This is a genomic window from Nocardiopsis sp. NPDC055824, from assembly GCF_053616335.1.
Genome location: NZ_JBSHDN010000004.1, coordinates 13,003 through 36,887, shown reverse-complemented (window position 1 = coordinate 36,887; position 23,885 = coordinate 13,003). Strand labels below are relative to the sequence as shown.

Genomic DNA, 23,885 nt, shown 5'->3' with positions numbered 1-23,885 from the left:
ACGGCGGCCCGCCGGACGGCGGGCGCGGGGGAAGAGAAGAACGAGGGGGAACCATGCGCGCGGTCGTGCAGCGTGTCTCGCACGCGTCGGTGACGGTCGACGGCCGGGTCGTCGGGGAGATCACCGGGCCCGGGCTGATGGCGCTCGTGGGGGTGACGCACACCGACACGGCCTCCGAGGCCGCCAGGATCGCGAAGAAGCTCTGGACGCTGAGGATCCTGGAGGACGAGCTGTCCTGCTCGGACTCCGGCGCGCCGATCCTCGTGGTCAGCCAGTTCACGCTCTACGGGGACGCCCGCAAGGGGCGGCGCCCCACCTGGCAGGCCGCGGCCCCCGGGCCCGTGGCGGAACCCCTGGTGGACGCGGTCGTCGAGGAGCTCCGCGGGCTGGGCGCCACGGTCGCCACCGGGGTGTTCGGCGCGAAGATGTCGGTCGCCCTCACCAACGAGGGGCCGTTCACGGTCGTCCTGGAGGCCTGAGGGCCCCTGTGCCCGCCCGTGGCCGCCCGCGGGTACATTTCCGGGCGGATCCGACTCGCAGCGACCCTGGGGCCGCCACGCGGCCCCGGAGGGCGGTCCGTCCCGCGGTGCGCCCCGTCGGGCCGGACGGGGGCGCCGACGCGGCGGCGATCGCCGCACGGCTCCCGAGGGCCCGCGCGTACGCCCGAGCGGCCCCCGGCTCCGCAGGGGGCGGGAACGGCGTGCCGCCCGGGCCGTGGCCGGTCCACGGCCCGGGGCACGGGAACGAAGGGGGAGGCGACGGGGGACGGGGAGGCCCCGCGGGTGTCCCGTGCCCTCAGACGTCGACCGTGACCGGCTCGAACTTGTAGCCCAGACCGCGCACGGTCACGATGTACCGCGGGCTGCCCGGGTCCTCCTCGATCTTGGCGCGCAGCCGCTTGACGTGCACGTCGAGGGTCTTGGTGTCACCGACGTAGTCGGCGCCCCACACCCGGTCGATGAGCTGCATCCGGGTCAGCACCCGCCCGGCGTTGCGCAGCAGCACCTCCAGGAGCTCGAACTCCTTCAGGGGCAGCTGCACGCTGTCGCCGCGGACCGTGACCACGTGGCGCTCCACGTCCATGCGGACGGGACCGGCCTCGAGGGCGGCGGGGAGGACGACCTCGTCCTCGCCCCGGCGCCGCAGGACCGCGCGGATACGGGCCACGAGTTCGCGGGAGGAGAACGGCTTGGTCACGTAGTCGTCGGCGCCGAGCTCCAGACCGACGACCTTGTCGATCTCGGAGTCCTTGGCGGTGAGCATGATCACGGGGACGTTGGACTTCTGCCGCAGCGTCCGGCACACCTCGGTTCCCGAGAGGCCCGGCAGCATCAGGTCCAGCAGCACCAGGTCGGCCCCGGTGCGGTCGAAGGTCTCCAGCGCCACCGTTCCGGTGGGCGCCACGGCGACCTCGAAGCCCTCCTTGCGAAGCATGTACGACAGGGCGTCGCTGTACGATTCCTCGTCCTCGACAACAAGTACACGAGTCACTGTGCCGCCTCCTGCTGATCGGTGTTCCGGGTGGCGTCGGGCCCCCGGTCGTCGGGTCTGGGCAGACGCAGTGTGAACGTCGACCCCGACCCCTCCTTGCTCCACACGGTCACTTCTCCACGGTGGTGGGTCATGATGTGCTTGACGATCGCCAGGCCGAGGCCGGTACCACCGGTGGCCCGGCTCCGAGCGGCGTCCACACGGTAGAACCGCTCGAAGATCCTTTCCCGGTCCTGCTGGGGGATGCCGATCCCCTGGTCCGCGACGCTGATGTCCACGCTGGAGCGGGACACCCCGACCGACACGGCGACCCGGGTGTTCTTGGGACTGTAGGCGACGGCGTTCGCGATGAGGTTGCGCAGGGCGGTGCCCAGCAGGCCCTCGTCGCCCAGGATCGTGACGCCCTCGGCGCCGCTGCCGACCAGCTCGATCCCCTTGGCGTCCGCGGGCATGCGCACCGCGTCCAGGGCCTCCTCCACCACGCCGCCGAGCTCGACCCTGGTGGGCTCGGCCATCGGCTCCGCGCCCTGGATCCGCGAGAGCGTGATGAGGTCCTGGATGACCGCCGTCAGCCGCGCGGCCTCCGTCTGCATGCGGTCGGTGAAGCGGCGCACCGCCTCCGGGTCGTCGCTGGCGTCCTGTACGGTTTCGGCCAAAAGGGACAGCGCGCCGACCGGGGTCTTGAGCTCGTGGGAGATGTTCGCCACGAAGTCGCGGCGCACCGCCTCCACGCGCCGGTGCTCGGTCTGGTCCTCGGCGAGGACCAGCACCAGGCCGGTTCCCCCCAGGGGGGCGACGCGCACCGCGAAGGACGTCGCGTCGGGGCCGAACTTGCGCACGGCCACCTCGATGTCGGTCTCCCGGATGACCCCGTCGCGCCGCACCTTGCGGGCCAGGACGAGGAGCTCGCCTATGACCAGCTCCTCGCCCCGGACGAGGCCGAAGGCGCGGGCGGCCGAGGAGGCGCGCAGGACCCTGTCGGCGGAGTCCAGGACCACTGCGGAGGAGGGAAGTGCGGAGAGGACCTCGGCGATCCCCGGTGGCAGGGTGGTGCCGTCGTGGCGCTGGGGCACCGGGGCCTGACGGCGTTCGTTGGTACCCGTACGGAAGAAATGACCGGCGAGGACGCCGATGACGACGCCCGTCACGAGTCCGAAGATGCCGGTCACAGCGGCGAGAAGTTCCCCTTGCACGATTCGATCGTAAACGTGCGGACTGGAGCTTTACCCGGTCAGGGCAGACGACACAACCGAGGTTCTTCCATCGTTCACCAAACCTTGGCCGACTCTTCAAACAACCACTGGGAGCATTGACGCCATGCGCGATACGTACCACGAGGACCTTGACAGTCTGACCGAACGCCTCGTCGAGATGACGAGACTGGCCAGGCACGCCGTCGCACGCGCGACCACGGCGTTGCTGGACAGCGACATCGACGCCGCCCAGGAGGTCATCTCCGGCGACGAGGCGATCAACCGCCTCGACCAGGACATCGAGGACACGGCCTTCAGCCTGATGGCCCGGCAGCAGCCGGTCGCCTCCGACCTGAGGACCATCATCACCGCGCTCTACATGCGGGGCGACCTGGAGCGGATGGGCGACCACGCCGTCCACCTGGCCAAGATCGCGCGCCGCAGGCACCCCGACTCGGCGATCCCCAAGCCGGTCCGGTCGATCGTCCTGGAGATGGGCCACCAGGCGGAGCTGCTGGTCACGAAGGCCGGGGAGGTCATCGTCGACAGGGACCCCGACACCGCCCTGGAGCTGGACAAGGACGACGACCGGATGGACCGCCTGCGCCGCAAGCTGCTCCAGCGCATCCTCGCCCCCGGGTGGGAGTACGGGGTGGAGGCGACCATGGACGTGACCCTCGTCGGACGCTTCTACGAACGCTTCGGTGACCACGCGGTGCACGTGGCCGACAACCTCGTCTACATGGTGACGGGCGAGAAGCGCGAGGACTACGACCCGGAGGGCTGATCCCCGGGGAGACCCGTGGCGCCCGTGTGGCGGAGGGGGTTCGCGCCGGTGGCGCGGGGCCGTCGGCGGGGCTGCGGGGCGCTGCCGGAACAAAGGGGGTTCCGGTCGGCGCGAAATCGTGACATCCGTCGCTTCGACCCCTCCGAAGAGGGGCGGAGCCGGGCCGCGCCCGACCTCTCCCGACCCTTCGCCAAGGGCGCGCGGTTCCGCTGGCCAGGGGGCTCCGAAGCCTTTCGGACACGTCCTGACCAGGCCCGCGACAGGCCTCGGGTACACTTTGTCAACCCCCGAAAAGGGGGTCCTGACCTGCGTGTTCGCAAACCTAATAGGTACGTTAAGTCACAGATTCGTGGTATCCTTGTGGTAGCGGAAGGGGTACCTGTCACATGGCTTTCAAGGTCGGCGACACTGTTGTCTACCCCCATCATGGGGCTGCTCGTATTGAAGCGATCGAGACTCGCACCATTAAGGGCGAGGACAGAATCTACCTCGTTCTGAGGGTCGACAAGGGCGATCTGACGGTCCGTGTGCCGGCCGCGAACGCCGAGGACGTCGGCGTTCGTGACGTGGTGGGGCAGGAAGGCCTGGACAAGGTCTTCGAGGTGCTGCGCGCACCGCACACCGAGGAGCCCACCAACTGGTCCAGGCGCTACAAGGCGAACCTGGAGAAGTTGGCGTCGGGCGACGTCAACAAGGTCGCCGAGGTGGTTCGCGACCTGTGGCGCCGGGACAAGGAGCGCGGTCTGTCCGCCGGCGAGAAGCGGATGCTCGCCAAGGCGCGCCAGATTCTCGTCAGCGAACTCGCCCTCGCGGAAAAGACCAACGAGGACAAGGCCGAGGCCCTCCTCGACGAGGTTCTCACGACCTGAACTCCAGTCACGGAATCGCGTCATTCATGACGAATATGCCTCGGGTGGGCGTCGGAACGGACGTCCACCCGTTTTCTCCTGGACGGACACTTTTTCTCGCCGGTTTGGAATGGCCGGGTGAAGACGGTGTCAGCGGCCATTCGGATGGCGATGTCGCCGCCCATGCGGCGTGCGACGCGTTGTTGTCCGCCTGCGGCCTGGGGGACCTCGGGTCCAACTACGGCACGGCGGAACCGCGGTGGAAGGGCGCCTCGGGCGCCGCGCTGCTCACCGAGACCGCGGCGCGCGTTCGCGCGGCCGGTTTCGAGATCGGCAACGTCGCCATCCAGATCATCAGCAACCGTCCCAAGTTCTCGCCCCGGCGCGCCGAGGCCGAGAAGACGCTCTCCGAGGTCGTGGGGGCGCCGGTGAGCATCTCCGCGACCACGACCGACGGCCTGGGCCTCACCGGCCGCGGCGAGGGCATCGCGGCCGTCGCCACGGCCCTGTGCGCGGCGGTGGCCTGACCCGCTCGCCGGCGGCGGCGCCGGGCCTGTACGGCTCCGGTGCGGCCCGGCCCCCAGAGGGGCGGCGAGGGGACGAACGGCGAACAGAGGGGTCCCGCACCCGGGGGTGCGGGACCTTCGTCGTGTCCGGGGGCGTGCCGGTGTCCGGGGGCGTGTCAGGGACCGGCCGGTACGCGGGGGCCGTGAGCGGGCGGCCCCGCGGTCCGTCCCCGAGGTCCGGCCCCCGTCCGGTGCTGCGGACGGCGCGGCCGGCGGCGGGGCGTCGCGCTCGGCCGGCCGTGTTCCCGGTGGCGCGGCGCGACCGCCGGTCGACCCGGGGGCACACCCGGGCAGTAGCCCTCGCGGCGGAGGGCGCCGGTCCTCGCGGCGGAGGGTGCCGGTCCTCGTGCACCGACCCTCGCGCGGCAGCCCGCCCGAGGCTCTGAACGGGACGCAGGAGACACCGGGGTGCGCCTCGCACCCGATCGGAAACCGGGAGCTCGGGGGTCCAGGTCGTCCACAGGGCGTGCGGGGGTGGTTGGCGCCGGACGGGCGGGGGATGTTCTGGCATGGGGGCCACCCCTCCCCGCGGGGCGCTCACGCGCCCCCGGCAACAGCATGGCCCGCCCGGTCGCCGTCCGCCACCCCTTCCGCGGGGCTGTGGACGACCGGGCGGGGCGCACGGCTCACTCGTCGGGGCGGAGCGGTTCGCTGCGCACGCGCCGCGACGGCGGTCCCGCCGCGAAGTCGGGCAGCGGCGGACGGGGCGGCTTGAGCACCATGGGGCGCTTCTCCACCGGCGTCCGCACGCTCCGCTTCGTCAGGGGCAGGCGCTCCGGTCCGGGCCGGTCCGCGCGGGACCCGGCCCCGTCCTCCGGGGCCTCCCGGTCCGAGGGGGCCCGGGTCTCCGGTTCGGCGCCGGGGCCGAAGGCGGACGGAAGCTCCTCCACCTCGGGCAGGGGCTCCTCCCCGGGTTCCACGTCCGGCTCCCCTTCCGGGGCCCCGGGCTCGGGACCGGGCACGCCCTCCCGGGCCGACACGTCCCCCGTCCCCGGTACCGGGGCGGCCTCCGCCGGGTGCGGTTCCGCGGGTTCCGGTGCTGTCGGCGCCGGCGTCGGGCCGACGGTCTCCGGCGGCGCCTGGGGGATCCGGAACGCCGCGCGCACCGTCGGCCCCGTGTCGTGGTCGAGCACGGGCGCCGGTTCGGGATCCGGTTCCACACGGTCCTCGTCCGCGGGCCCGTCGTCCTCCGGAGGCGTCCACACCGGCGGCACGTAGTCCGACAGGACCCCGGCCCCCGTGTCGGCGCTCGCAGGGGGCTCCCAGAGGGCGGTCGCAGGCACACGGCCGTCCCCGGGGCCGGTGCCGTCGTCCGCGGGCCCGTCCACCGACAGGTCCGACGACCCTTCCTCCACCGTGTCGGCCACCGCGTCGGCGGGCCCGTCCCCGCCGTAGCCCTCGTGCTCCGCGTAGCCGCGGTCCTCCCCGTGGGGCCCGTGGTCCGGGTCCTCCGACCGGGAAGCGCTCTCCGCCGGTGTCCGGGCGGCGGGGGCCGACGCGGTCTCCGCCACAGGCACGGACCCCTCGCCGCCGACCGCCTCCGGCTCCCCTCCGGGAACGGGGAGGGCGGCGGGGGCCTCCGCCTCGTCGGAGGCCGGGTCGCCTGGCGGCGGCTCGTGGTCGAAGCCCTCGTCGGCGAGGTGGTCCGGGACCGCCTCGACCGGCCCGCCGGCGTCGGCGTGGGCGGCCGCGCCACCGGACCGGTCCTCCGGGAACTCGGGCCCGGGGGCCGCGGCGCCGGGCACCACGGGGGGCTGCTCGGCGGCCAGCTTGATCGGGTTGTGCCCGCTCCGGGAGCGCCGGGGGAGCGGGAACGTCGGCGCCGACGCCTCGTCGTCCTCGTCGCCGCGGCGGCCGTGCCCCGGAGGGGACGCTTGCACCGGCACCGGTGCGGCGATCGGCCCCGCCGCGTTCCGGTGCTCCTCCGGGCCGTCCTCCCGGTCGTCCTCCGGCATCTCGTCCGGCTCGTCCGGCTCGTCGTGCCGGAGGTCCCCGGTCGCCTCGGAGCCGTCGTCGTTCCGCTCCGGGACGGCGGTCGCCTCGGACCGGGGGCGGATCCGGACGAACTCCCCGGCCTCGTGCGACCGTGCCCCGTCCGCGGCTTCCGTGTCCCGGTCGTCGGGGCCCAGGCGCAGCAGCCGGGTTCTGAGAGCGGCGTCGTCCGGCTCGTCCGGCACGCGGGCGGGGGAGACCACCGCGCGCGCGTGCAGCACGGTGGCGGGGTCGTCGGAGGGGCGGGGCCGGGCGGTCGGCGTGCGGCGGCGTCTGCGCATGTGCGCCCGGACGGTCATCCACAGCAGGAACGCCACGAGCAGGGCGGCGAGCGGGGCCACCGCGACGACGACCCGGGCGATCCCCTCGGGCACCCGTTCGACGAGTTCGAGGTTGCTCAGCAGCATGGCCGCGGTGGCGAACATGATCAGTGCCGGGATCAGGACCAGGTCCACCCAGAGCCGCTCGCGGGGGTGCGCCCCGCGCAGGAGGTAGCTCACCCAGCACGCCATGATCAGCAGGAGGGTGTAGGTCACCGGGAACACGTGGGCCAGGGCGCTGCCCGCGTGGCCGCCGTACTCGGCGAACTGGAAGATGCCGTTGTAGGAGATGACGAGGGCGCACAGTGCGATGAGCCCGACGAACAGGGCACCACCCGCGAGAGCTCCGGCTCCCGTGACGCGACCTGCGGGCCGACCGTTCCGTGTCCTTGATCCGGGGGTGTTGTTGTAAGGGGCCATCGCCACCGCAGCGTAGTCGAGTCGGTGCCGCTAACACGAGATTCCGACCGATTACGGTTGCTTCCCGACCGGCACACTCGGGGGTGTTCTGGGGTGTTCTGTCGGAATATGCAGGGTCTGGCGGCCTGCTGATCCCCGGGGGCGGGCGGTGGGGAGGTGTTTTCCCGCGCCCCCTCTTCCCAAATACGGCTTAACACATATACGCACTTCGGGATGACCGAAGGGGGAACGACCGGCGTGGGAGTTCGTGGTTTGTGACGCGGCCCCGAGGGGAAAGCGGATAGGCTTGACAACGTGAGTCTGCGCTTCTATGACACCAGTGCCCGACAGGTCCGCGAGTTCGTCCCCCTGCGCGAGGGATCCGCCTCCCTGTACCTGTGTGGTGCCACGGTGCAGGCACCCCCGCACATCGGCCACATCCGCTCCGGGGTCAACTTCGACATCCTGCGGCGGTGGCTGAGCCACAGCGGGTACGACGTCACCTTCTGCCGCAACGTCACCGACATCGACGACAAGATCATCAGGGTCGCGGCGTCCGAGGGCGTGCCCTGGTGGCAGGTCACCGAGCGCAACCAGCGCGCGTTCACCCGGGCCTACGAGACCCTCGGGTGCCTGCCGCCCACCGTCGAGCCGCGTGCCACCGGCCACGTGCCCGAGATGATCGACCTCATGCGCCGCCTCATCGACGACGGCCACGCCTACGCCTCCGACGACGGCTGCGGCGACGTCTACTTCGACGTGCGCTCCTACCCGTCCTACGGCGAACTCTCCAACCAGCGGCTGGACCAGGTCATGGAGTCCTCCGACTCCGATCCGGACCGGGACAAGCGCGACCCCCGCGACTTCGCCCTCTGGAAGGGCGCCAAACCGGGCGAGCCCAGCTGGGACACCCCGTGGGGGCGCGGCCGGCCCGGCTGGCACCTGGAGTGCTCGGCCATGGCCACCAAGTACCTCGGCCCCAGCTTCGACATCCACGGCGGCGGGCTGGACCTGATCTTCCCGCACCACGAGAACGAGCTCGCCCAGTCCCGTGCGGCCGGCGACGGCTTCGCCCAGTACTGGCTGCACAACGGCATGCTCTCCGTGGGCGGCGAGAAGATGAGCAAGTCGCTCGGCAACTCCCTGCTCATCCCGCAGATGGTCCAGAAGGTCCGCCCGGTCGAACTGCGCTACTACCTCGGCCAGGCCCACTACCGCTCCACCATCGACTACTCCGACGCCGCGCTCCGGGAGGCGGCCGCCGCCTACCAGCGGATCGAGGGCTTCCTCACCCGCGCCGTCGAGGTGCTGGGCGAGGTCGCCCCCGCCGACCGCGTGCCGGACGGGTTCGCCTCCGCCCTCGACGACGACCTCGGGGTCTCCCAGGCCCTCGCCGTCGTGCACGGCCACGTCCGCGAGGGCAACACGGCCCTGGCCTCCGGGGGCAAGGAGCAGGCCGCCGAGATCGCCGGGGAACTGCGCGCCATGCTGGCCGTCCTGGGCCTCGACCCGCTCAGCGAGCAGTGGTCGAGCGCGGACCAGGGACTCGGCGAGGTCGTGGACGCCCTGGTGGCGGTCGCCCTCGAACAGCGCAAGGCGGCCCGCGCCCGCAAGGACTACGCGGCGGCCGACGCCATCAGGGACCAGCTCGCCGAGGCGGGAATCGTGGTCGAGGACACCCCGCAGGGCTCCCGATGGGACCTGCGTCGGGGCTGACCGGACGCGTGCGGTTGCGCGGCGGCACTACTCTGGGAGTTTGCCGCCGCGCCTCGCGCTGGTCGGCGATATTCCACCAGCCGGATGCAGCGCGCCTCCGGCATGCTCGCAACACGTACGGGGAAGCGGCGACCAATGACGGCGAAGAAGAGCAAGAAGGGTCCGACCAAGGGCAGCGGCGGCAAGGGCCGCAGGTCCCTGGAGGGCAAGAGCGGCACCCTGCCCGCGTCGGAACGGCACTGGTACGACGGCAAGCAGCGGCAGCGCGCCGCCAAGCGCGGTCCCGGTGGCGGACAGCAGGACGGGGCCCGTTCCGAGCGCCGGTCCGACAGCTCCGACCTGCTGGTCGGCCGCAACCCGGTGGTGGAGGCGCTGCGCGCCGGAATGCCCGCCACCCGGCTGTTCCTGGCCAACAGCCTCGACCCCGACGACCGCGTCAACGAGGCCGCGAAGATGGCCGGCGCCCGGGGCATCGACGTCGTCGAGGTCACCAAGACCGAGCTCGACCGCCGCTGTGAGAGCAACGGCCAGCCCGGCGCCGTCCACCAGGGGCTCGTCCTCCAGGTGCGCCCGTACCAGTACTGGGCCCCGGAGGGCCTGCTGGACGCCGCGAAGGACTCCGACACCCCTCCGCTGATCGTCGCCCTGGACGGGGTCACCGACCCGCACAACCTGGGGGCCATCGCCCGGTCGGCCGCCGCGTTCGGCGCGCACGGCCTGGTCATCCCCGAGCGCCGCTCGGCCGGTGTCAACATGACCGCGTGGAAGACCTCCGCCGGCACCCTCGCCCGGCTGCCCGTCGCCCAGGCCACCAACCTGACCCGGGCGCTGGAGGGCTTCAAGAAGGCCGGGCTGTTCGTGGTCGGCCTCGACGCCGGCGGCGACGCCCAGATCCCCGACCTGGAACTGGCCACCGGGCCGCTGGTCATCGTGGTCGGCTCCGAGGGCAAGGGCCTGTCGCGCCTGGTGCGCGAGGCCTGCGACGTCGTCGCGAGCATCCCGATCGGCAACGCCGAGTCGCTCAACGCCTCCGTCGCCGCCGGGGTCTCCCTCTACGCGGTGTCCCGCCGCCGCGCCGAGGCGGTCTGACCCGCGCACGCGTGAGCACGGCCCCCGGTCACCCCGACCGGGGGCCGTCGGCGTCCCGGGCCGCAGGCCCGCCGGTCGCACCGGTCCCGGGGGCGCGCGCCCGCCGCCCGCCGCCCGCCGCCGGGTCCGGCAGTGGGGGCCGTCCCGTTTTCACGCTCCGCGGCCCGGGTAGCTGTGCACCCACATCCTTCCCGGACGACGAGGAGGCGGTTGAGCGCGATGCCGGAGGACGGGGCGGTCCACGCGGCCGCCCGTGGCGGAACCGGGCACCGTCCCCGGGCGGCTCCGTGAGCGGCCGGGCCGACCCGCCGTCCCGGCCGGGGAGGCCCCGGCTGCGGCGCAGCGACACGGACGCCCCGGGCATCACCCGGGTACGGCGCGGGCGCGGCTTCCGCTACCACCACGCCTCCGGGGAGCCGGTCACCGACCCGGACGAGGTGCGGCGCGTCAAGGGGATCGCGGTGCCGCCGGCCTGGCGGGACGTGTGGATCTGCCCCTCGCCGGACGGGCACGTCCAGGCGTGCGGAACCGACGACGCGGGACGCCGCCAGTACCTCTACCACCCGGAGTGGCGGCACCGCAGCGAGCAGGCCAAGTACGACGGGATGCTGGACTTCGCCGAACTCCTGCCCGGGATCAGGGACAGGGCCGCCGAACACCTGGCCGGGCGCGGACTCGGGCGCGAACGCGTCCTGGCCGCGGCCGTCCGGCTGATCGACCTGGGCTTCCTCCGCGCCGGGGGCGAGGAGTACGCCGCCCGCAACGACTCCTACGGCGTGGCGACCCTGCTGCGCGAGCACGCCCGCCGCGAGGGCGGCGCCGTGGTGTTCGAGTTCCCCGGCAAGTCCGGCCGGGAGCAGCGCTTCGAGTGCGCCGAACCGGGCGTGTGCCGGGCCGTCGCCTCCCTCCGGCGGGCCCGTTCGCCGGGGCAGGGGCTGTTCGCCCACCGCGTGCCGGAGGGCTGGCACGACGTGCGCAGTGAGGACCTCAACGCCTATCTCCGGGAGGTCTCCGGCGGCGACTGCACGGTCAAGGAGTTCCGCACGTGGCACGCGACGGTGCTCGCGGCGGTGGGCCTCGCGGTGGCGGCCGACCCGGACGGCGAGGCGGCGCACCGGAGGCCGGCGGCGCACGTGTCCCGTGAGGTGGCCGAGCACCTGGGAAACACGGAGGCGGTGGCCCGGGCCTCCTACATCGACCCCCGGGTCTTCCGCCTCCGCGAGCGCGGGATCACCGTCGACGTCTCCCTCACCGAGCTGGGGAGGAGGACGCCCGTCGGGGAACTCGCCACCCGCGGCCCCGTCGAGGCGGAGGTGCTGCGCCTGCTGCGCGAGCACCCCGACGCCTGAGCCGGGGCGGCCGGGCGCCGCCCCGGGTTCGGGCGGCTCAGGACGCGGCGGCGCCCAGATAGCCGTTGGGGTCGAGCACGTACTTGCTCGCGGCGCCCTCGTCGAAGGAGCGGTAGCCCTGCGGGGCCTCCTCCAGCGGGATCGCCACGGCGTTGACGGCGTCGGCGATGCGCACGCGGTCGGCGAGGATCGCCGCCATCAGCTCCCGGTGGTACTTCATGACCGGGCACTGGCCGGTGAAGAAGGCGTGCGACCTGGACCAGCCCAGCCCGAACCGGATCGACAGCGAGCCCACCTTCGCGGCCTCGTCGGCGGCGCCGGGGTCACCGGTCACGTACAGGCCGGGGATACCGATCGAACCGCCCGCCCTCGTCACCTCCATCGCGGTGTTGAGGACACTGGCGGGCGCCTCCTTCCCGGCGTCCTTCCCGGACCCGTGGGCCTCGAAGCCGACGGCGTCCACCGCGCAGTCCACCACGGGGACGCCGAGGATCTGCTCGATCTGGTCTCCCGGGTCGCCCTCCGCGACGTTGATCGTCTCGCACCCGAAGCCGCGGGCCTGGGCGAGCCGTGCCTCGTTCATGTCGCCGACGATCACGACCGCGGCTCCCAGGAGCAGGGCCGAGGCCGCCGCCGCCAGCCCGACGGGCCCCGCGCCCGCGACGTACACCGACGACCCCACGCCGACGCCGGCGGTCACGCAGCCGTGGTAGCCGGTCGGGAAGATGTCCGAGAGCATCGTCAGGTCGAGGATCTTCTCCAGCGCCCGGTCCCTGTCGGGGAACTTCAGCAGGTTCCAGTCGGCGTAGGGCACCAGCGCGTACTTCGCCTGGCCGCCCACCCAGCCGCCCATGTCGACGTAGCCGTACGCGGAGCCGGGGCGGTCGGGGTTGACGTTGAGGCAGATCTCCGTCCGGCGCGCCTTGCAGTTCACGCACCGGCCGCACGAGATGTTGAACGGGACCGAGACGAGGTCGCCGACCCCGACGAACTCCACGCCCGGCCCCGTCTCGACCACTTCGCCGGTGATCTCGTGCCCGAGGACCAGGCCCTGCGGTGCGGTCGTGCGGCCCCGGACCATGTGCTGGTCGCTCCCGCAGATGTTGGTCGCGACCACCTTGAGGATCGCCGCGTGGGGGAGCTGCCGCCCCACGTTGGCGGGGTTGACGCCGGGCCCGTCCCTGAGGACGAACTCCGGGTAGGCGATGTCGGCGACCTCGACCCGGCCGGGTCCCTGGTACACCACGCCTCTGTTGCCGGCCATGTCCTTCCCACCTCTCCGCCCCGCGGCAGGGGCATGTCCCCCTCCCGTTTCCGGGGGAGAAGGTGGCTAATCGGACGTCGAAACGCTCCGGGCGTCTTTTTGCCGGATCGGGTGCGTTCGTAGCCTGGGCGCCCCCGTTCGTGTCCGCCCCGTCGCCACGGGTGACCAGGTGGGGACGTATCGGCAGACTTCGGGCCCGTTCCGTATCCGAGTGGGCCAGGCGTCGTCCGAACCGGTACCATTCGGGTGGACGCACCCGGGGCCAGGGGTCCCGGGCGGTCGGCCGACGTAGCTCAATTGGCAGAGCAATCGCCTTGTAAGCGATAGGTTAGGGGTTCAAGTCCCCTCGTCGGCTCTCTTGAGCGACAAAGCGGCAGGTCGGGCGGCCGGTGGGTGCGGCCGTCGGCGAACGGCCCGCGTCCTGCGGGGAAACTGCAGGGACCGTGCCTCGCCGGTCTCGGACATGACCGACGTCAGGGCGCCCCTGTTCTCCTCGGGACGCGGACGGGGACGGTGCGGCTTCCTACGTCCTTCAGGACGTCCGTGGAGCCTTTCCCTGCCGGTGCGTGGACGGGTTCGCCGCCTGGCTCGCTTCCCCTGCCGACGGTGACGCCCCCGCACGCTTGCGGGGGACCTGGTGCCAAAGGCTGTCGCCCCCGCCCGGGCCCCGGCGTCCGGAGACCGGTCCGCTCGGCAGTGGTCCGTTCGGCGCCGTTCCCCGGGGCGATCCGTGCCGGGCGGCGGACCCGCCGAACGGCACGGCGCACCCTTCCCGGTCCGCTGTCCCCACGGGCCGGGGGCGAGCCCCTCATCACCGCCGGCGGGTACACCTCGGCCGACCGCGGTAGTTCCCACCGGAGCCCATGGCGTCGGCGATTGCTCCATTCAACCCTGTCCGACACCTTTGGCCTGCGTTTTTGTTGCGCTTCGCTGACACAGTTCCCGCCGGGCAGTCGGCTTCCGAAGTGGCCGGATCCGGCATCTTTCGGACCGAAGCCGTGAACCTATTGACATCCCTTGCTTCAACGTGTTAATTTCTGGCCTTATTGGATCCTGAGACCGTTTGACTCTGTGGAAATTTTTTTCTGCGGGTCATAAATTTGCTTCCCTGGTTTTTTTCTATTTAAAGGCTGAGCGGCCGTTCCTCTGCGATCGACTGTCCGGCTTCGGATGAGAAGATCAGCAAGGATGATATGAAAGCGTTTGTCTACCATTCGCACGGGATAGGCCAATACGACTTCTCTTCCCTGGTTCCTGAGGACCTTTCGGGGATCCAGAAATTATCTCAAGAGCGCGACCTGGAGATTCTTCCGACGGCCTTCCTCGGGCGCGAAAAGCAGGAAGAATTTTTAGAGGTGGTTCGCGCGTTCGGAGAGCAGAGCGCAAAGGGGCTTCTTCCAAATGTGGCCGGGTTTGCCGTCGAGGGACCCATTCTGGGTCCGCATGGCGGTATTCCGAGGTCCGGGAAGTGGCTTCCCTCGGCCGAGGAGTGGCAGAAGCTTTCTGAGCTGGGGAAGCATGGTCTCCGGTATGTGGTGATAGCCCCGGATGCCATGGAGCTCGATGAGGAGATCGACGACGGACTGCTTTTCTCGGACCTCATGCTGAGTTTCTATGAAAACGGAATAAAGATTGCCCTGGGTCATTTTCATCACGATAACCCGAGGCGAAGCTCGGAACTGACACTCAATGTCGTTGAATTCCTGCACGGGCACTATGAGTCCTCACCGTACCTTGTGTTGACAGATCATCTTTACAACGACATGCCCAGGAACTTCTCCCACGCCTGGCGGACACCGGAGGAATGGGGTCGTCGTGATCGCGAGTTATCGGCGGTGATGGAGGAGGAATGGGTGGAGGATAACGTGTCAAGGCTGCTCGGTCCCGTCCCTGCCACCCTCTTGAACGAGGCTCGGGCGAAGCGCCTCATTCCCTGCCTTAATTTCGATGGCAGGCATGTCGACCTTGAAATCTGCCGCCGCACCGTCGATTATCTGGGGCCGGAGAACCTGATTGCGCTGACCGACCACACCGAAGTCGATGTCATGGCCGGTGAACAACTCTCACGTATCGGCAGCCAGGAACTCTGGTGTCGTGACGACGGGGCGGTCGCGGCCGGATCGCAGGGATACGAGCAGCAGCGCCGCAACATGATCGACATCGGTCTGGCGGAGGACGAGATCAGAACGGTCTTCTCCACGAACCCGCGTGCGGCCATCGCCTACCGACCTTCTGCTGTCAAGACCGAATCGATCCGCTTGTGAATGGGAGCGCTCCCCACGAGCCTGGGGCCTCACGGGACATCGGTCCTGCCGCCACGTACCTGGCAGACCTCACCAACGCGATCGCCAGGATCGACGTCGCGGCGCTCGAACGTTTCGTCGTCACGGTGGTCGAGGCGCTGACCGAGCGCCGCGGCATCTTCGTCGCGGGCAACGGCGGCAGTGCGACAGCCGCCTCCCACATTGCGAGTGACTGGGCCGCGGCGACCAACATGCTGGGTGGACCGGTCAACGTCCACTGCCTGTCGGACAATACGGCCCGGCTGACCTCGCTGGCCAACGACACGAGCTTCGAGGAGGTGTTCTCGCGCCAGGTGGAAGCCATGGGGCGGCCCGGTGACCTGCTGGTGCTGCTCAGTGTCAGCGGCCAGTCCCCGAACCTCGTGCGGGCGGTGAAGTCGGCGAGGGCCCTGGACATCGGAGTGCTCGCACTCGTCGGATATCCCGGAGCACTGGCGAATCTCTGCGACACCTGGATCGAGCTCGGTGAAGGCGACTACGGGCTGGCCGAGGACCTGCACATCGCCGTCAACCACATGGTCGTCAGAGCCATGCAGGGCGGTGTCCCCCAGGTGTACCGGCCGGACGAGGCCACCCCGAACCGGTGGGCGAAGAGAAGGGACACGGACGGAAAGAGGGGGGTGTCATGAGGCTGGCGGGTATGGTGCTCGCCGCCGGCGTGGGCAGCAGGCTGGCCCCGTTCACCGACGACATCCCCAAACCGCTGGTGCCCGTGCTCGACCGCCCGCTTCTCGGTGAGCTCCTCGACCAACTCGCGGCGGCGGGCGCAGAGGAGGTCTTCGTCAACCTCCACCATCAAGCGGACCGGGTCGCGTCCTATCTGTCCACCCGCGCCTGCCGCGTGCCGGTACACCACCGGGTCGAGCCGGAGTTGACCGGACCTGCCGGTGCGCTCACCCTTTTCGCCGACACCCTGGCCGCCTACGACGCGGTCCTGGTGGTCTCGGGGGACATCGTGTCGGACGGTGGCTTCGAGGACTTGGCCGCTGCCTGTGCCGGCGGTGAGGCCGATCTCGTGTTCGGTGTCACCCGGAGCCGGGGAGCACGCCGGTTCGGTGTCCTCGAACTGGACGGCGAGGGAACGGTTCTCTCGGCTGTGGAGAAGCCGGACGTCCCTGACGAGGAGGAACACTGGATCAGTGCCGGCGCCTACTGCCTCGACACGGGACTCGTCGGGGTGACAGCCGATCTTCTGGCGGGTGGCATGCCCGGCGTCGACTACGCCCGCGACCTGGCCCCGGTCCTGATGGCCGGGGGACGCCGGGTCTCAGGCCACCCCCTCCGCGGTTACTGGCGTGACATCGGTACGCCGGACTCTCTGCTCGGGGCCAACCTGGACGCGGTCAGCGGCCGGATCCCCCGGCTCCTTCCAGAGGGGAGCGGTGCCGGTGGACCCGGTTCGGGTGAGCCCCCCGTGTTCGTCCACCCGACCGCGGAACTGGGGGAGGACGTGGTCTTCCGCGGGCCGGTCGTCATCGGCGCCGGAACGCGCGTCGGCTCGGGGGCCGGACTCTCGCACACGGTCCTGCTGCCCGGCGCGGTCGTCCCACCGGGAGCCCTCGTCCACGGAGGGCTGATCGGCGCGAGAGACCGTCGCGATGCGGGGCCACTCCCCGAGGCGGGCGCCGGGTGAAGGGGGCGAGGCCGCGGATGATCGTCGCCAAGGCACCCCTGCGAGTCTCGCTCGCGGGTGGCGGAACCGATCTGCCCAGCTACTCCGGGTTGCGTACGGGGTTGGTGATCAGCCTGGCGATCGATCGGTGGGTGTGCGTCGCCGCCCATCCCGGGGTGTCCGACGGCACTGCCCGGATCGGGTTCGCCGACCTCGAGGACCCGGGGAACGCCGAGAGCGCCACGGATGCCGACCTGCTGCAGAACCCGTTCGCCCGGGCCGTGCTCTCCAGGTCCGGCGCCGGCGGCGGAGTCCGGATCGGTACGTTCTCCGACGTGCCGAGCGGGAGTGGGCTCGGCGGTTCGGGAGCGTTCACCGTGGCGATGCTCCATGCTGTGCGGCGCATGGACGGGATCGGCGGGGACGACCCCGTGTCGCTGGCCGAGGACGCCAGTGCGGTGGAGATGATCGACCTGCGGCGTCCGGTCGGGAAGCACGACCATTACATGGCGGCCTTCGGCGGTCTCAGGGCCCTGGCCTTCGAGCCGGAGGGCCGTGTCCGCCAGACGCCGCTGCCGATCACGGACCGCCTGAGATCCTATGTCGCCGATCGGCTCCTCCTGTTCTCCACGGGTGTCAGCCGCGACGCCGGACGGATGCTCGCCGCCCAGGACCGTCTGACCCGCGCGCGTGGGCCGGGGGTGCTGCGACGCCTGGATTCCATCCGGGCGCTCGCCGACACCCTGCTCGACGAATTGCGCGAGGACCGGGTCGAGTCCATCGGCCACGTCCTCGCGGAGCACTGGCTGGCCAAGTCCCGCCTCAGCGAGACGGTGTCGCTGCCGCGCATCGACGAACTCCACCGACTTGCTCTGGACTCGGGTGCTGAGGCCGGGAAGCTCCTGGGTGCGGGCGGCGGCGGATTCCTTCTTTTCAGCTGTCGCCAAGGAGAACAGGAACGGCTGAGGAAGGCCATGTCGGCAGCCGGTTCTCGGGAATTGGAGTTCTCGATCGCGGACACCGGTACAACTGCCGTGGAATTTCCCCTGTGAGGGCCAGGCATGAACTCGGTGTGCGCGGCGTTTCGCCGCGTCATACCCAAGTTCCACCCAGAAGAGAAGTTCAAGGGGAGGGGCAGTCGAAAGTGCACGAGTCCGAATCCGATAGCCGTTCGCAGGCCACGTCTGCGTCGGAACTCTTCGACGAGTACTACCTGCGCTTCTGGGAAGGGGAGCTGGCCGATGACCGGTTGAAGCGCGATGTCGGCCTCGTGCTGGAGCTCGCCGGTCTGCGACCGGGCGACCGAATACTGGACGTGGCCTGCGGCTACGGGCGGATGACGAATAGCCTTACGGTGTCCGGATTCGATGCCACCGGGGTGGATCTGAGCGTTTTCCTGTTGGACGAGGCACGGGCGCGGGCTCGCGCGCTGGATGTCCAGGCTGACTTCCGCCAGCGGGACATGCGCAACTTGTGGGGTATGGACGGCTTTGCCTGTGCACTGCTGTGGTTCACCAGTTTCGGCTACTTCAGCGACGCGGAAAACGCTCAGGTGCTGCGTCAGATATTTGGCTGTCTGGAGCCGGGTGGCCGTCTGTTGCTGGAGACGCGGCATTGGGACAGAATGGCTCGTCGGTTCGATCCCGTTACGGTACGCTCCAAGGGCGATGACTTCCTTGTCGAGTACCATACCTACGATGCCCAGAACGGAGTCCAAAAGAGCCGGCAGACGCTTCTCGTTGATGGACGCCGTATCGAGAGGACTTCGTTCGTCCGCCGGTATGGTTTCCCTGAGATGCGCGCACTCGCCCTGCAGGCCGGTTTCGTTTCGGTCCGCGGTTACGACGAGAACGGTGGTCCCCTGACCGAGGAGAGCGACAGGTGCGTTCTCGTGGCGGTCAAATGAGCGGCATCCCGAGGAATTCGGAAGAAGGGCGCTCACATCTCGGTGCCGATACCGGTGAGCACACGTTACGAGCCGAAGGGGTCGCGGTGCGGCTGCTGATCATCACCTCGAGTTTCCATCCGGTCATCGGCGGTGCGGAGACCTATGCCTGGGAGGTGGCAGAGGGGCTCGCCGCTCGTGGACACGACGTCGTGGTCGTCACGGACCTCCCCCGCGGACACCATGCCGGGGAAGTGTTCGCAGGCGATCCCGAAGGGGTCGATGTGCGCCGACTCAGCCGGTACCACGAAATCCTCGCCGACCCGAGCAAGATCCACTGGGAACAGATGGCCTACGGCCTGATGCCGGAGATACGCGACGTCATCGACGAATTCCGTCCCGACCTCGTGCTCACCAACAGCATGGACGCAGCACTGCTCGGCAAGACGGTGTCCCTCGACCGCGGCATTCCCTGGGTGGCGACGTTCCACGAGCACTCCCCGCAGGACGAGCCGCTCGGGGCCGGGCGGCTCCGGCTGGTCCATGGCGTCCTCAAGCCGTCATTGGTTCTCGCCGGGGGCGCGTTCTACGCCGAACGCGCCGCCGAGTGGGGTCCCGGAAACCCTGTCGAACTGATCTACCACGGCGTCGACACCGAGCGCTTCCACCCGGGTATCGACGGGCGTCCCGTGCGGGAGCACCACGGCCTCACCGACCAGGAGACCTTGTTCGTCCTGGCGGGCAGGCTCAAACCGCGCAAAGGCATTCGTGAGGCGATCAGTGCCTTCGACCGTGTGCGCCGTGCCTGTCCGGGGGCCCGGCTCCTCATCGTCGGCAGTGTCAGCTCGGCCTCCCTCGACTACTCGGCCCAGCTCGACGCCGACATCGCCGCACTGGACCTGCAACAGACCGTGACCATCGACAGAACGGTCACCTTCGATCGGATGCCGGGAGTCCTGGCCGCCGCGGACGTCGTCGTCCAACCCAGCTTCGAGGAGGGGCTCGGGATCTCGGTGCTCGAGGCGATGAGCATGGGCAAACCCGTCGTCACGACGGACATCGTCGGTGTCAGGGAACTGCTCACCGCTCCCGGTGTCGCGCGCGTGGTCCCGCCGGGTGCCCCGGAACCGCTGGCGCACGTCCTCATCGAGCTCGCCGGGAGCGCCGAGGAGCGGTCGCGGTTGGGCAAGGCCGCCCGCGAGCACGTGGTGGGCTCGTTCTCCAAACAGCGCATGGTGGAGCGAACAGAGTCGGTCCTGCTCACCCGGTCGACCCGGCGGGAGGCCGGACATGTATGAGAAGGCGCCGGAGACCATCTGGTGGAACGGGAGCCTGGTGCCGTGGGACCGGGCCCGCGTGCACGTCACCTCGGAGGTGGCGATGCGCGGCACCAACGTCTTCGAGGGGCTGCGAGCGTACTGGCAGCCGGAGTCGGAGCAGCACGTCGTCGTGCATCTGCACCGGCACCTCGCCAGGCTCGCACAGTCCGCTCGGCTGATCAGGCTGCCGCAGGCCGAGAGCGCGGAGTCGGTCGCCCGGTTGCTCGACGGAGTGCCGGAGCTGATCCGGGCCCTCCGGCACAGGGGCGACCTGTACCTCAGACCTACGCTGTACATCGACGAGGGCCGCTACGGATGGCGCTCGGGTCAGGTGAAGTTGGGCTGCTACATCGCCGGCTACCCCACCGACCCGCGTGTGGATCGGCCCATGTCCTGCGTGGTCAGCTCATGGCGGCGCTCTCCGGACCTCGCCGTCTCGCCCCTGGCGAAGGTCGGGGCGGCCTATCAGGCGTTCCGGCTGCCGAGGATCGAGGCGGCCATGGCGGGAGCCGACGAGGCGATCTTGCTCAACACCAACGACACGGTCGCCGAGACCGGAGGCGCGGCTGTTTTCCTCGTGCGGGGAGACACGGTCGTCACACCACCGCTCGCCGATGGTGTGCTGGACGGCATCACCAGGGGGATCGTCATCGACCTCCTCCGCTCGCGGTGGGGGATGAAGGTGGTCGAGCGCTCCGTGCCGCGTTCCGAACTGTACGTCGCGGACGAGGTGTTCGTGTGCGGCACGCTCGACGAGGTGCGGATCGTCAGCAGCGTCGACGCCGTGCCGATCGGAGGTGGAACGTGGCCCGTGGCCGAGGGCGTCAGAGCCCTCTACCTCGACATCTGCGCCGGTCAGCAGGACCCGGTCGACCCGGCGATGCTCCACACGGTGTCGAGCGCGCCTCCCGGCCCCGACCTTCAGGACCGCAGTACCGGTTCCCCGCCCTTGTGAGGAGTGCACACCGCGCGAAACCCTCCGCGGGGGCGGTCCGGCGCCAGGAGCAGCAGGTGCCGGAAGAACGGCGTCCGGCAACGGAAACCACGACAAGGAAAGCAGAGATCGGCATGCAGCAGCACGACGAGGCCTGGGTTCGCTTCTTCGAGGCGAAGGGGTACCCCGAGGCGGCGGAACTAGCGGCGGGGATGGAGGGGGCCGTCTACGCCCTGAACGACGACCTGGTCGCCAAGGTCTGGGGTGTGCGGTCCGGGGAGGAGCTGGAACGGCTCCAGCGCTTCTACGACGATCTGGCCAAGGCCCAGCTGGCCTTCCGAACGCCGCGCATCGAAGAAGTGCTGTACGAGAACGGGCGCTTCGTGAGCATCGAACAGAGGCTGTCCGGCGTGCCGTTGGCCGACATGGACCCGCGGCGCCCCGAGCTGTGGCCGCAAGCCGCCGCATGCATGCTCGACGTGTTGGGCGAGATCTCGACAGCGGACTCCCCGGCGTTGCGCGGCCTCGCCGTCCTGGACGAGGCCTCGCCCTTCTGGGAGGGGCACACCTCCTGGCCTGACGCCTTGACGGCGTTGATCCACCGCAGGCTCGCCCTGTTCGGGGACCAGTTGCGCGCCGCGGTTCCGGGCTTCGACGGCAAGTTGGCCCGGATCCTCGAACTCGTCGGCGATCTCGGTGATGTGCCGCTCGGCCTCATGCACGGGGACCTGGTACCCGACAACGTACTCGTGAACGACGAGTGCCAGGTGGTCGGCACGCTCGACTTCGGGTTCCTCTCCACCGTCGGCGACCCTGTCTTCGACGCCGCGCTGACGGCCAGCATCTTCGACATGTACGGCCCCCAGGCGCACGAGACGGAGGCCTACCTCGACGCCGCCGTCGTCGAACGGTTCGGCTGCCCCCCCGAGCGCATGGCCCTGTACCGAGCCGTCTACGGCATCATCGCGAGCAACGCCTACGACCCGCAGGGGCAGGACGGCCACTTCAAGTTCTGCGCCGACCTCCTGCTGCGCGAGGACGTGTCCGAACTCCTCGGCGGCGTGTCCGGCCCGGCCTCGCGGACAGGGGAATGACGGAGCCCCGCAGCGAGCAGGTCGTGGTCCTGGCGGGAGGACTCGGCACGCGCCTGGGGCCGATGGGCGCGGACAGGCCGAAGGTGCTGCAGGACGTCCTCGGCCGTCCGTTCCTGGACGTCATGCTCGAGCCCGTGGCGGCGAGCGGCCTGCGCAGGTTCCACTTCTGCCTCGGCCATCTCGCCCCCCGGGTCGCCGCCCACCTCGCGACGCTGCCCGCCGAGTGGGAGACCACCGCCGAGACGGAACCCGCCCCCCTGGGGACGGCCGGCGCCCTGCTGCACAGCGTCGGCCACCTGGACGAACAGTTCATGGTCCTGCTCGGAGACACCTACCTGGACACCGACTACGGCGGCCTGTTCGACCGGTTCCCGCCCGACTCGCTCGGGATGATGCTCCTCACCCGGGCGTCGAACGACGTACTCCCCAACGTCGGCGTACGGGACGGCACCGTCACCGCCTACGACAAGAACGGCGTCCCCGGGGGCCTGACGGACACCGGTGTCACGCTGCTGCGCAGGTCGGCACTCGACGTCCTGCAGCGTGCACGGGAGCGAACCGACCTGCACGAGCTGTTCCACGCCCTCATGGGGAGGGGGGCCCTGGCGGCCGCCGTCACCGGGGAGCGGTTCTTCGACATCGGAACACCTCGGCGCCATCAGGCACTGGCCACCCATCTCTCGGCAGGAACGGCGAAGGAAGCAGGGATATGACACGAGAAGGACGGGCTGTCGTCACCGGAGGGGCCGGCTTCATCGGCGCGGCCCTCGTGTCGGCGCTCCTGCACGACGGGGTACCGGTGGCGGTGGTCGACCGCGCACCCTGGCAGGACGCGGTGCGACTCCACGGACTGGCAGGGACGGGCGAACTCACCTACCACGCCGCCGACATGCGCGACATCGAGCAGCTGGAACCCTTGTTCTCCGGAACCACGCATGTCTACCACCTGTCGGCCAACACCGAGAACAGGTCCGACAGGGCGGGCCGTACGGCCGACTTCACCGACACCGTCGGCGGGACCATCGCCTTGCTCGAGGCGCTGAGGGAGGCTCCGCGTCCCGTGAACGTCGTGATGACGTCCAGCCAGCTCGTCTACGGCCCGGTGCCCGAAGGGACCACGGTCGCCGAGGGGAGCGGATTGCTGCGGCCCACCACCCGCTTCGCCGCGGGCAAGGCCGCCGCGGAGGCGTTCCTCGAGGCCTACGCCAACGAGTGCGGGCTGCAGGCCGCCGTCGGCCGGCTCTCCAACGTCGTCGGCCCGGGGATGGGACGTGGCATCATCGCCGATCTGGTCCGACGCCTGCATGACGATCCGGGGGAGATCAGGTTGCTCGGGGACGGCAGACAGACCCGTAGCTATCTCCATGTCCGGGACTGCGTGGCGGCCCTGCGTGCCGTCGCCGCGGCAGCGGAGTCGGACGGCGGGGACTTCTCCGTCTTCCACGTGTGCAACCAGGACGCGATCAGCGCGCACCGTGTGGCGGAGATCGTCGCCGAGGAGTTCCCTGACGGCACACCGGAGATCACATACGAGGGCGGGCGCCAGGGCTGGCGCGGGGACATCCCGTCCCTGCTCATCAGGCCGGAGGCGCTGGAGGAGCACGGCTGGCGGCCCCGGTCGACGTCGGAGGAGGCCGTCAGGGAGACGGCCCGGGCGCTCCTGGCCACCCGGCGCCCCACGACCGGAGCCCGGTGACCGGGGAAATGACCGAGAGGAACGAACC

General features: G+C 70.5%; 21 protein-coding genes and 1 tRNA gene. 18 read left to right on the top strand and 4 right to left on the bottom strand.

What is annotated here, in order from left to right; genetic code table 11:
• Window positions 1–53 precede the first annotated feature (53 nt).
• A complete protein-coding gene (gene dtd / locus ACWGL3_RS02170; protein WP_344176580.1) occupies window positions 54–479 on the top strand; it encodes a D-aminoacyl-tRNA deacylase in 426 nt (141 codons plus the stop codon).
• A 316-nt stretch (window positions 480–795) separates the two neighbouring features.
• Here the strand turns inward: dtd and ACWGL3_RS02165 are convergent, their stop codons facing one another.
• Both ACWGL3_RS02165 and ACWGL3_RS02160 read right to left on the bottom strand, forming a co-directional pair.
• The gene (locus ACWGL3_RS02165) at window positions 796–1,491 is read right to left on the bottom strand and encodes a response regulator transcription factor (protein ID WP_267947804.1); all 696 of its coding nucleotides are present in this window, start codon (window positions 1,489–1,491) and stop codon (window positions 796–798) included.
• Window positions 1,488–2,684, bottom strand: coding sequence for a sensor histidine kinase (locus ACWGL3_RS02160; protein WP_402915603.1), 1,197 nt, complete (start codon window positions 2,682–2,684; stop codon window positions 1,488–1,490). The genes ACWGL3_RS02165 and ACWGL3_RS02160 overlap by 4 nt, the downstream gene beginning before the upstream one ends.
• Before the next feature lie 124 nt (window positions 2,685–2,808).
• On the opposite strand from ACWGL3_RS02160, the gene phoU reads away from it, so the two are divergent.
• The 3 genes from phoU (at window position 2,809) to ispF (ending at window position 4,846) form a co-directional block, all read left to right on the top strand.
• Window positions 2,809–3,471, top strand: coding sequence for a phosphate signaling complex protein PhoU (phoU, locus tag ACWGL3_RS02155; RefSeq protein WP_267947805.1), 663 nt, complete (start codon window positions 2,809–2,811; stop codon window positions 3,469–3,471).
• 386 nt (window positions 3,472–3,857) lie between these two features.
• Window positions 3,858–4,340: a CarD family transcriptional regulator gene (locus ACWGL3_RS02150; protein ID WP_267947806.1), complete on the top strand. Its 483-nt coding sequence runs from the start codon at window positions 3,858–3,860 to the stop codon at window positions 4,338–4,340.
• A 35-nt stretch (window positions 4,341–4,375) separates the two neighbouring features.
• A complete protein-coding gene (ispF, locus tag ACWGL3_RS02145; protein WP_452460689.1) occupies window positions 4,376–4,846 on the top strand; it encodes a 2-C-methyl-D-erythritol 2,4-cyclodiphosphate synthase in 471 nt (156 codons plus the stop codon).
• Between the two features lie 665 nt (window positions 4,847–5,511).
• On the opposite strand, the gene ACWGL3_RS02140 is transcribed toward ispF, so the two are convergent.
• A complete protein-coding gene (locus ACWGL3_RS02140; RefSeq protein ID WP_452460698.1) occupies window positions 5,512–7,617 on the bottom strand; it encodes a DUF2637 domain-containing protein in 2,106 nt (701 codons plus the stop codon).
• A 294-nt stretch (window positions 7,618–7,911) separates the two neighbouring features.
• On the opposite strand from ACWGL3_RS02140, the gene cysS reads away from it, so the two are divergent.
• The 3 genes from cysS to ACWGL3_RS02125 all read left to right on the top strand — a co-directional run bounded on the left by cysS (window position 7,912) and on the right by ACWGL3_RS02125 (window position 11,750).
• Entirely contained in the window at window positions 7,912–9,312 is a 1,401-nt protein-coding gene (cysS, locus tag ACWGL3_RS02135) for a cysteine--tRNA ligase (protein WP_267947809.1), read from the top strand.
• Between the two features lie 135 nt (window positions 9,313–9,447).
• Window positions 9,448–10,401, top strand: a complete 954-nt coding sequence (gene rlmB, locus ACWGL3_RS02130) for a 23S rRNA (guanosine(2251)-2'-O)-methyltransferase RlmB (RefSeq protein ID WP_267947810.1) — start codon at window positions 9,448–9,450, stop codon at window positions 10,399–10,401.
• 287 nt (window positions 10,402–10,688) lie between these two features.
• Window positions 10,689–11,750 carry a DNA topoisomerase IB gene (locus tag ACWGL3_RS02125; RefSeq protein WP_452460688.1) on the top strand — a complete coding sequence of 354 codons (1,062 nt, stop codon included), beginning with the start codon at window positions 10,689–10,691 and terminating at the stop codon, window positions 11,748–11,750.
• A 37-nt stretch (window positions 11,751–11,787) separates the two neighbouring features.
• Here the strand turns inward: ACWGL3_RS02125 and fdhA are convergent, their stop codons facing one another.
• Window positions 11,788–13,014: a formaldehyde dehydrogenase, glutathione-independent gene (gene fdhA, locus ACWGL3_RS02120; RefSeq protein ID WP_267947812.1), complete on the bottom strand. Its 1,227-nt coding sequence runs from the start codon at window positions 13,012–13,014 to the stop codon at window positions 11,788–11,790.
• Between the two features lie 282 nt (window positions 13,015–13,296).
• Between fdhA and ACWGL3_RS02115 the strand changes: the two genes are divergently transcribed.
• The 11 genes from ACWGL3_RS02115 to ACWGL3_RS02065 all read left to right on the top strand — a co-directional run bounded on the left by ACWGL3_RS02115 (window position 13,297) and on the right by ACWGL3_RS02065 (window position 23,857).
• Window positions 13,297–13,369, top strand: a tRNA-Thr gene (locus ACWGL3_RS02115).
• 838 nt (window positions 13,370–14,207) lie between these two features.
• Window positions 14,208–15,278 carry an amidohydrolase family protein gene (locus ACWGL3_RS02110; protein WP_267947813.1) on the top strand — a complete coding sequence of 357 codons (1,071 nt, stop codon included), beginning with the start codon at window positions 14,208–14,210 and terminating at the stop codon, window positions 15,276–15,278.
• Window positions 15,275–15,946: a D-sedoheptulose-7-phosphate isomerase gene (locus ACWGL3_RS02105; RefSeq protein WP_267947814.1), complete on the top strand. Its 672-nt coding sequence runs from the start codon at window positions 15,275–15,277 to the stop codon at window positions 15,944–15,946. Before ACWGL3_RS02110 ends, ACWGL3_RS02105 begins: the two co-directional genes overlap by 4 nt.
• Entirely contained in the window at window positions 15,943–16,950 is a 1,008-nt protein-coding gene (locus ACWGL3_RS02100; RefSeq protein ID WP_267947815.1) for a nucleotidyltransferase family protein, read from the top strand. The genes ACWGL3_RS02105 and ACWGL3_RS02100 overlap by 4 nt, the downstream gene beginning before the upstream one ends.
• 17 nt (window positions 16,951–16,967) lie before the next feature.
• The gene (locus ACWGL3_RS02095; RefSeq protein ID WP_267947816.1) at window positions 16,968–17,981 is read left to right on the top strand and encodes a GHMP family kinase ATP-binding protein; all 1,014 of its coding nucleotides are present in this window, start codon (window positions 16,968–16,970) and stop codon (window positions 17,979–17,981) included.
• A 92-nt stretch (window positions 17,982–18,073) separates the two neighbouring features.
• Window positions 18,074–18,835: an SAM-dependent methyltransferase gene (locus ACWGL3_RS02090; protein WP_267947817.1), complete on the top strand. Its 762-nt coding sequence runs from the start codon at window positions 18,074–18,076 to the stop codon at window positions 18,833–18,835.
• 86 nt (window positions 18,836–18,921) lie between these two features.
• Complete coding sequence (locus tag ACWGL3_RS02085; protein WP_267947818.1) at window positions 18,922–20,112, top strand: glycosyltransferase family 4 protein; 1,191 nt, start codon at window positions 18,922–18,924, stop codon at window positions 20,110–20,112.
• On the top strand, window positions 20,105–21,088 hold the full coding sequence (locus ACWGL3_RS02080; protein ID WP_267947819.1) for an aminotransferase class IV: 984 nt from the start codon (window positions 20,105–20,107) through the stop codon (window positions 21,086–21,088). The genes ACWGL3_RS02085 and ACWGL3_RS02080 overlap by 8 nt, the downstream gene beginning before the upstream one ends.
• Before the next feature lie 113 nt (window positions 21,089–21,201).
• Window positions 21,202–22,161, top strand: a complete 960-nt coding sequence (locus ACWGL3_RS02075; protein ID WP_267947820.1) for a phosphotransferase family protein — start codon at window positions 21,202–21,204, stop codon at window positions 22,159–22,161.
• The gene (locus tag ACWGL3_RS02070; RefSeq protein WP_267947821.1) at window positions 22,158–22,874 is read left to right on the top strand and encodes a sugar phosphate nucleotidyltransferase; all 717 of its coding nucleotides are present in this window, start codon (window positions 22,158–22,160) and stop codon (window positions 22,872–22,874) included. The genes ACWGL3_RS02075 and ACWGL3_RS02070 overlap by 4 nt, the downstream gene beginning before the upstream one ends.
• Window positions 22,871–23,857 carry an NAD-dependent epimerase/dehydratase family protein gene (locus tag ACWGL3_RS02065; RefSeq protein ID WP_267947822.1) on the top strand — a complete coding sequence of 329 codons (987 nt, stop codon included), beginning with the start codon at window positions 22,871–22,873 and terminating at the stop codon, window positions 23,855–23,857. The genes ACWGL3_RS02070 and ACWGL3_RS02065 overlap by 4 nt, the downstream gene beginning before the upstream one ends.
• Window positions 23,858–23,885 lie beyond the last annotated feature (28 nt).

Bases quoted from the DNA above. Each gene is read 5' to 3' on its own strand.
- dtd (WP_344176580.1), top strand. From the start codon at position 54: ATGCGCGCGGTCGTGCAGCGTGTCTCGCACGCGTCGGTGACGGTCGAC.
- ACWGL3_RS02095 (WP_267947816.1), top strand. From the start codon at position 16,968: ATGATCGTCGCCAAGGCACCCCTGCGAGTCTCGCTCGCGGGTGGCGGA.
- ACWGL3_RS02140 (WP_452460698.1), bottom strand. From the start codon at position 7,617: ATGGCCCCTTACAACAACACCCCCGGATCAAGGACACGGAACGGTCGG.
- ACWGL3_RS02080 (WP_267947819.1), top strand. From the start codon at position 20,105: ATGTATGAGAAGGCGCCGGAGACCATCTGGTGGAACGGGAGCCTGGTG.
- ACWGL3_RS02075 (WP_267947820.1), top strand. From the start codon at position 21,202: ATGCAGCAGCACGACGAGGCCTGGGTTCGCTTCTTCGAGGCGAAGGGG.
- ACWGL3_RS02150 (WP_267947806.1), top strand. From the start codon at position 3,858: ATGGCTTTCAAGGTCGGCGACACTGTTGTCTACCCCCATCATGGGGCT.
- phoU (WP_267947805.1), top strand. From the start codon at position 2,809: ATGCGCGATACGTACCACGAGGACCTTGACAGTCTGACCGAACGCCTC.
- ACWGL3_RS02110 (WP_267947813.1), top strand. From the start codon at position 14,208: ATGAAAGCGTTTGTCTACCATTCGCACGGGATAGGCCAATACGACTTC.
- ACWGL3_RS02100 (WP_267947815.1), top strand. From the start codon at position 15,943: ATGAGGCTGGCGGGTATGGTGCTCGCCGCCGGCGTGGGCAGCAGGCTG.
- ispF (WP_452460689.1), top strand. From the start codon at position 4,376: ATGCCTCGGGTGGGCGTCGGAACGGACGTCCACCCGTTTTCTCCTGGA.
- ACWGL3_RS02070 (WP_267947821.1), top strand. From the start codon at position 22,158: ATGACGGAGCCCCGCAGCGAGCAGGTCGTGGTCCTGGCGGGAGGACTC.
- rlmB (WP_267947810.1), top strand. From the start codon at position 9,448: ATGACGGCGAAGAAGAGCAAGAAGGGTCCGACCAAGGGCAGCGGCGGC.
- fdhA (WP_267947812.1), bottom strand. From the start codon at position 13,014: ATGGCCGGCAACAGAGGCGTGGTGTACCAGGGACCCGGCCGGGTCGAG.
- ACWGL3_RS02065 (WP_267947822.1), top strand. From the start codon at position 22,871: ATGACACGAGAAGGACGGGCTGTCGTCACCGGAGGGGCCGGCTTCATC.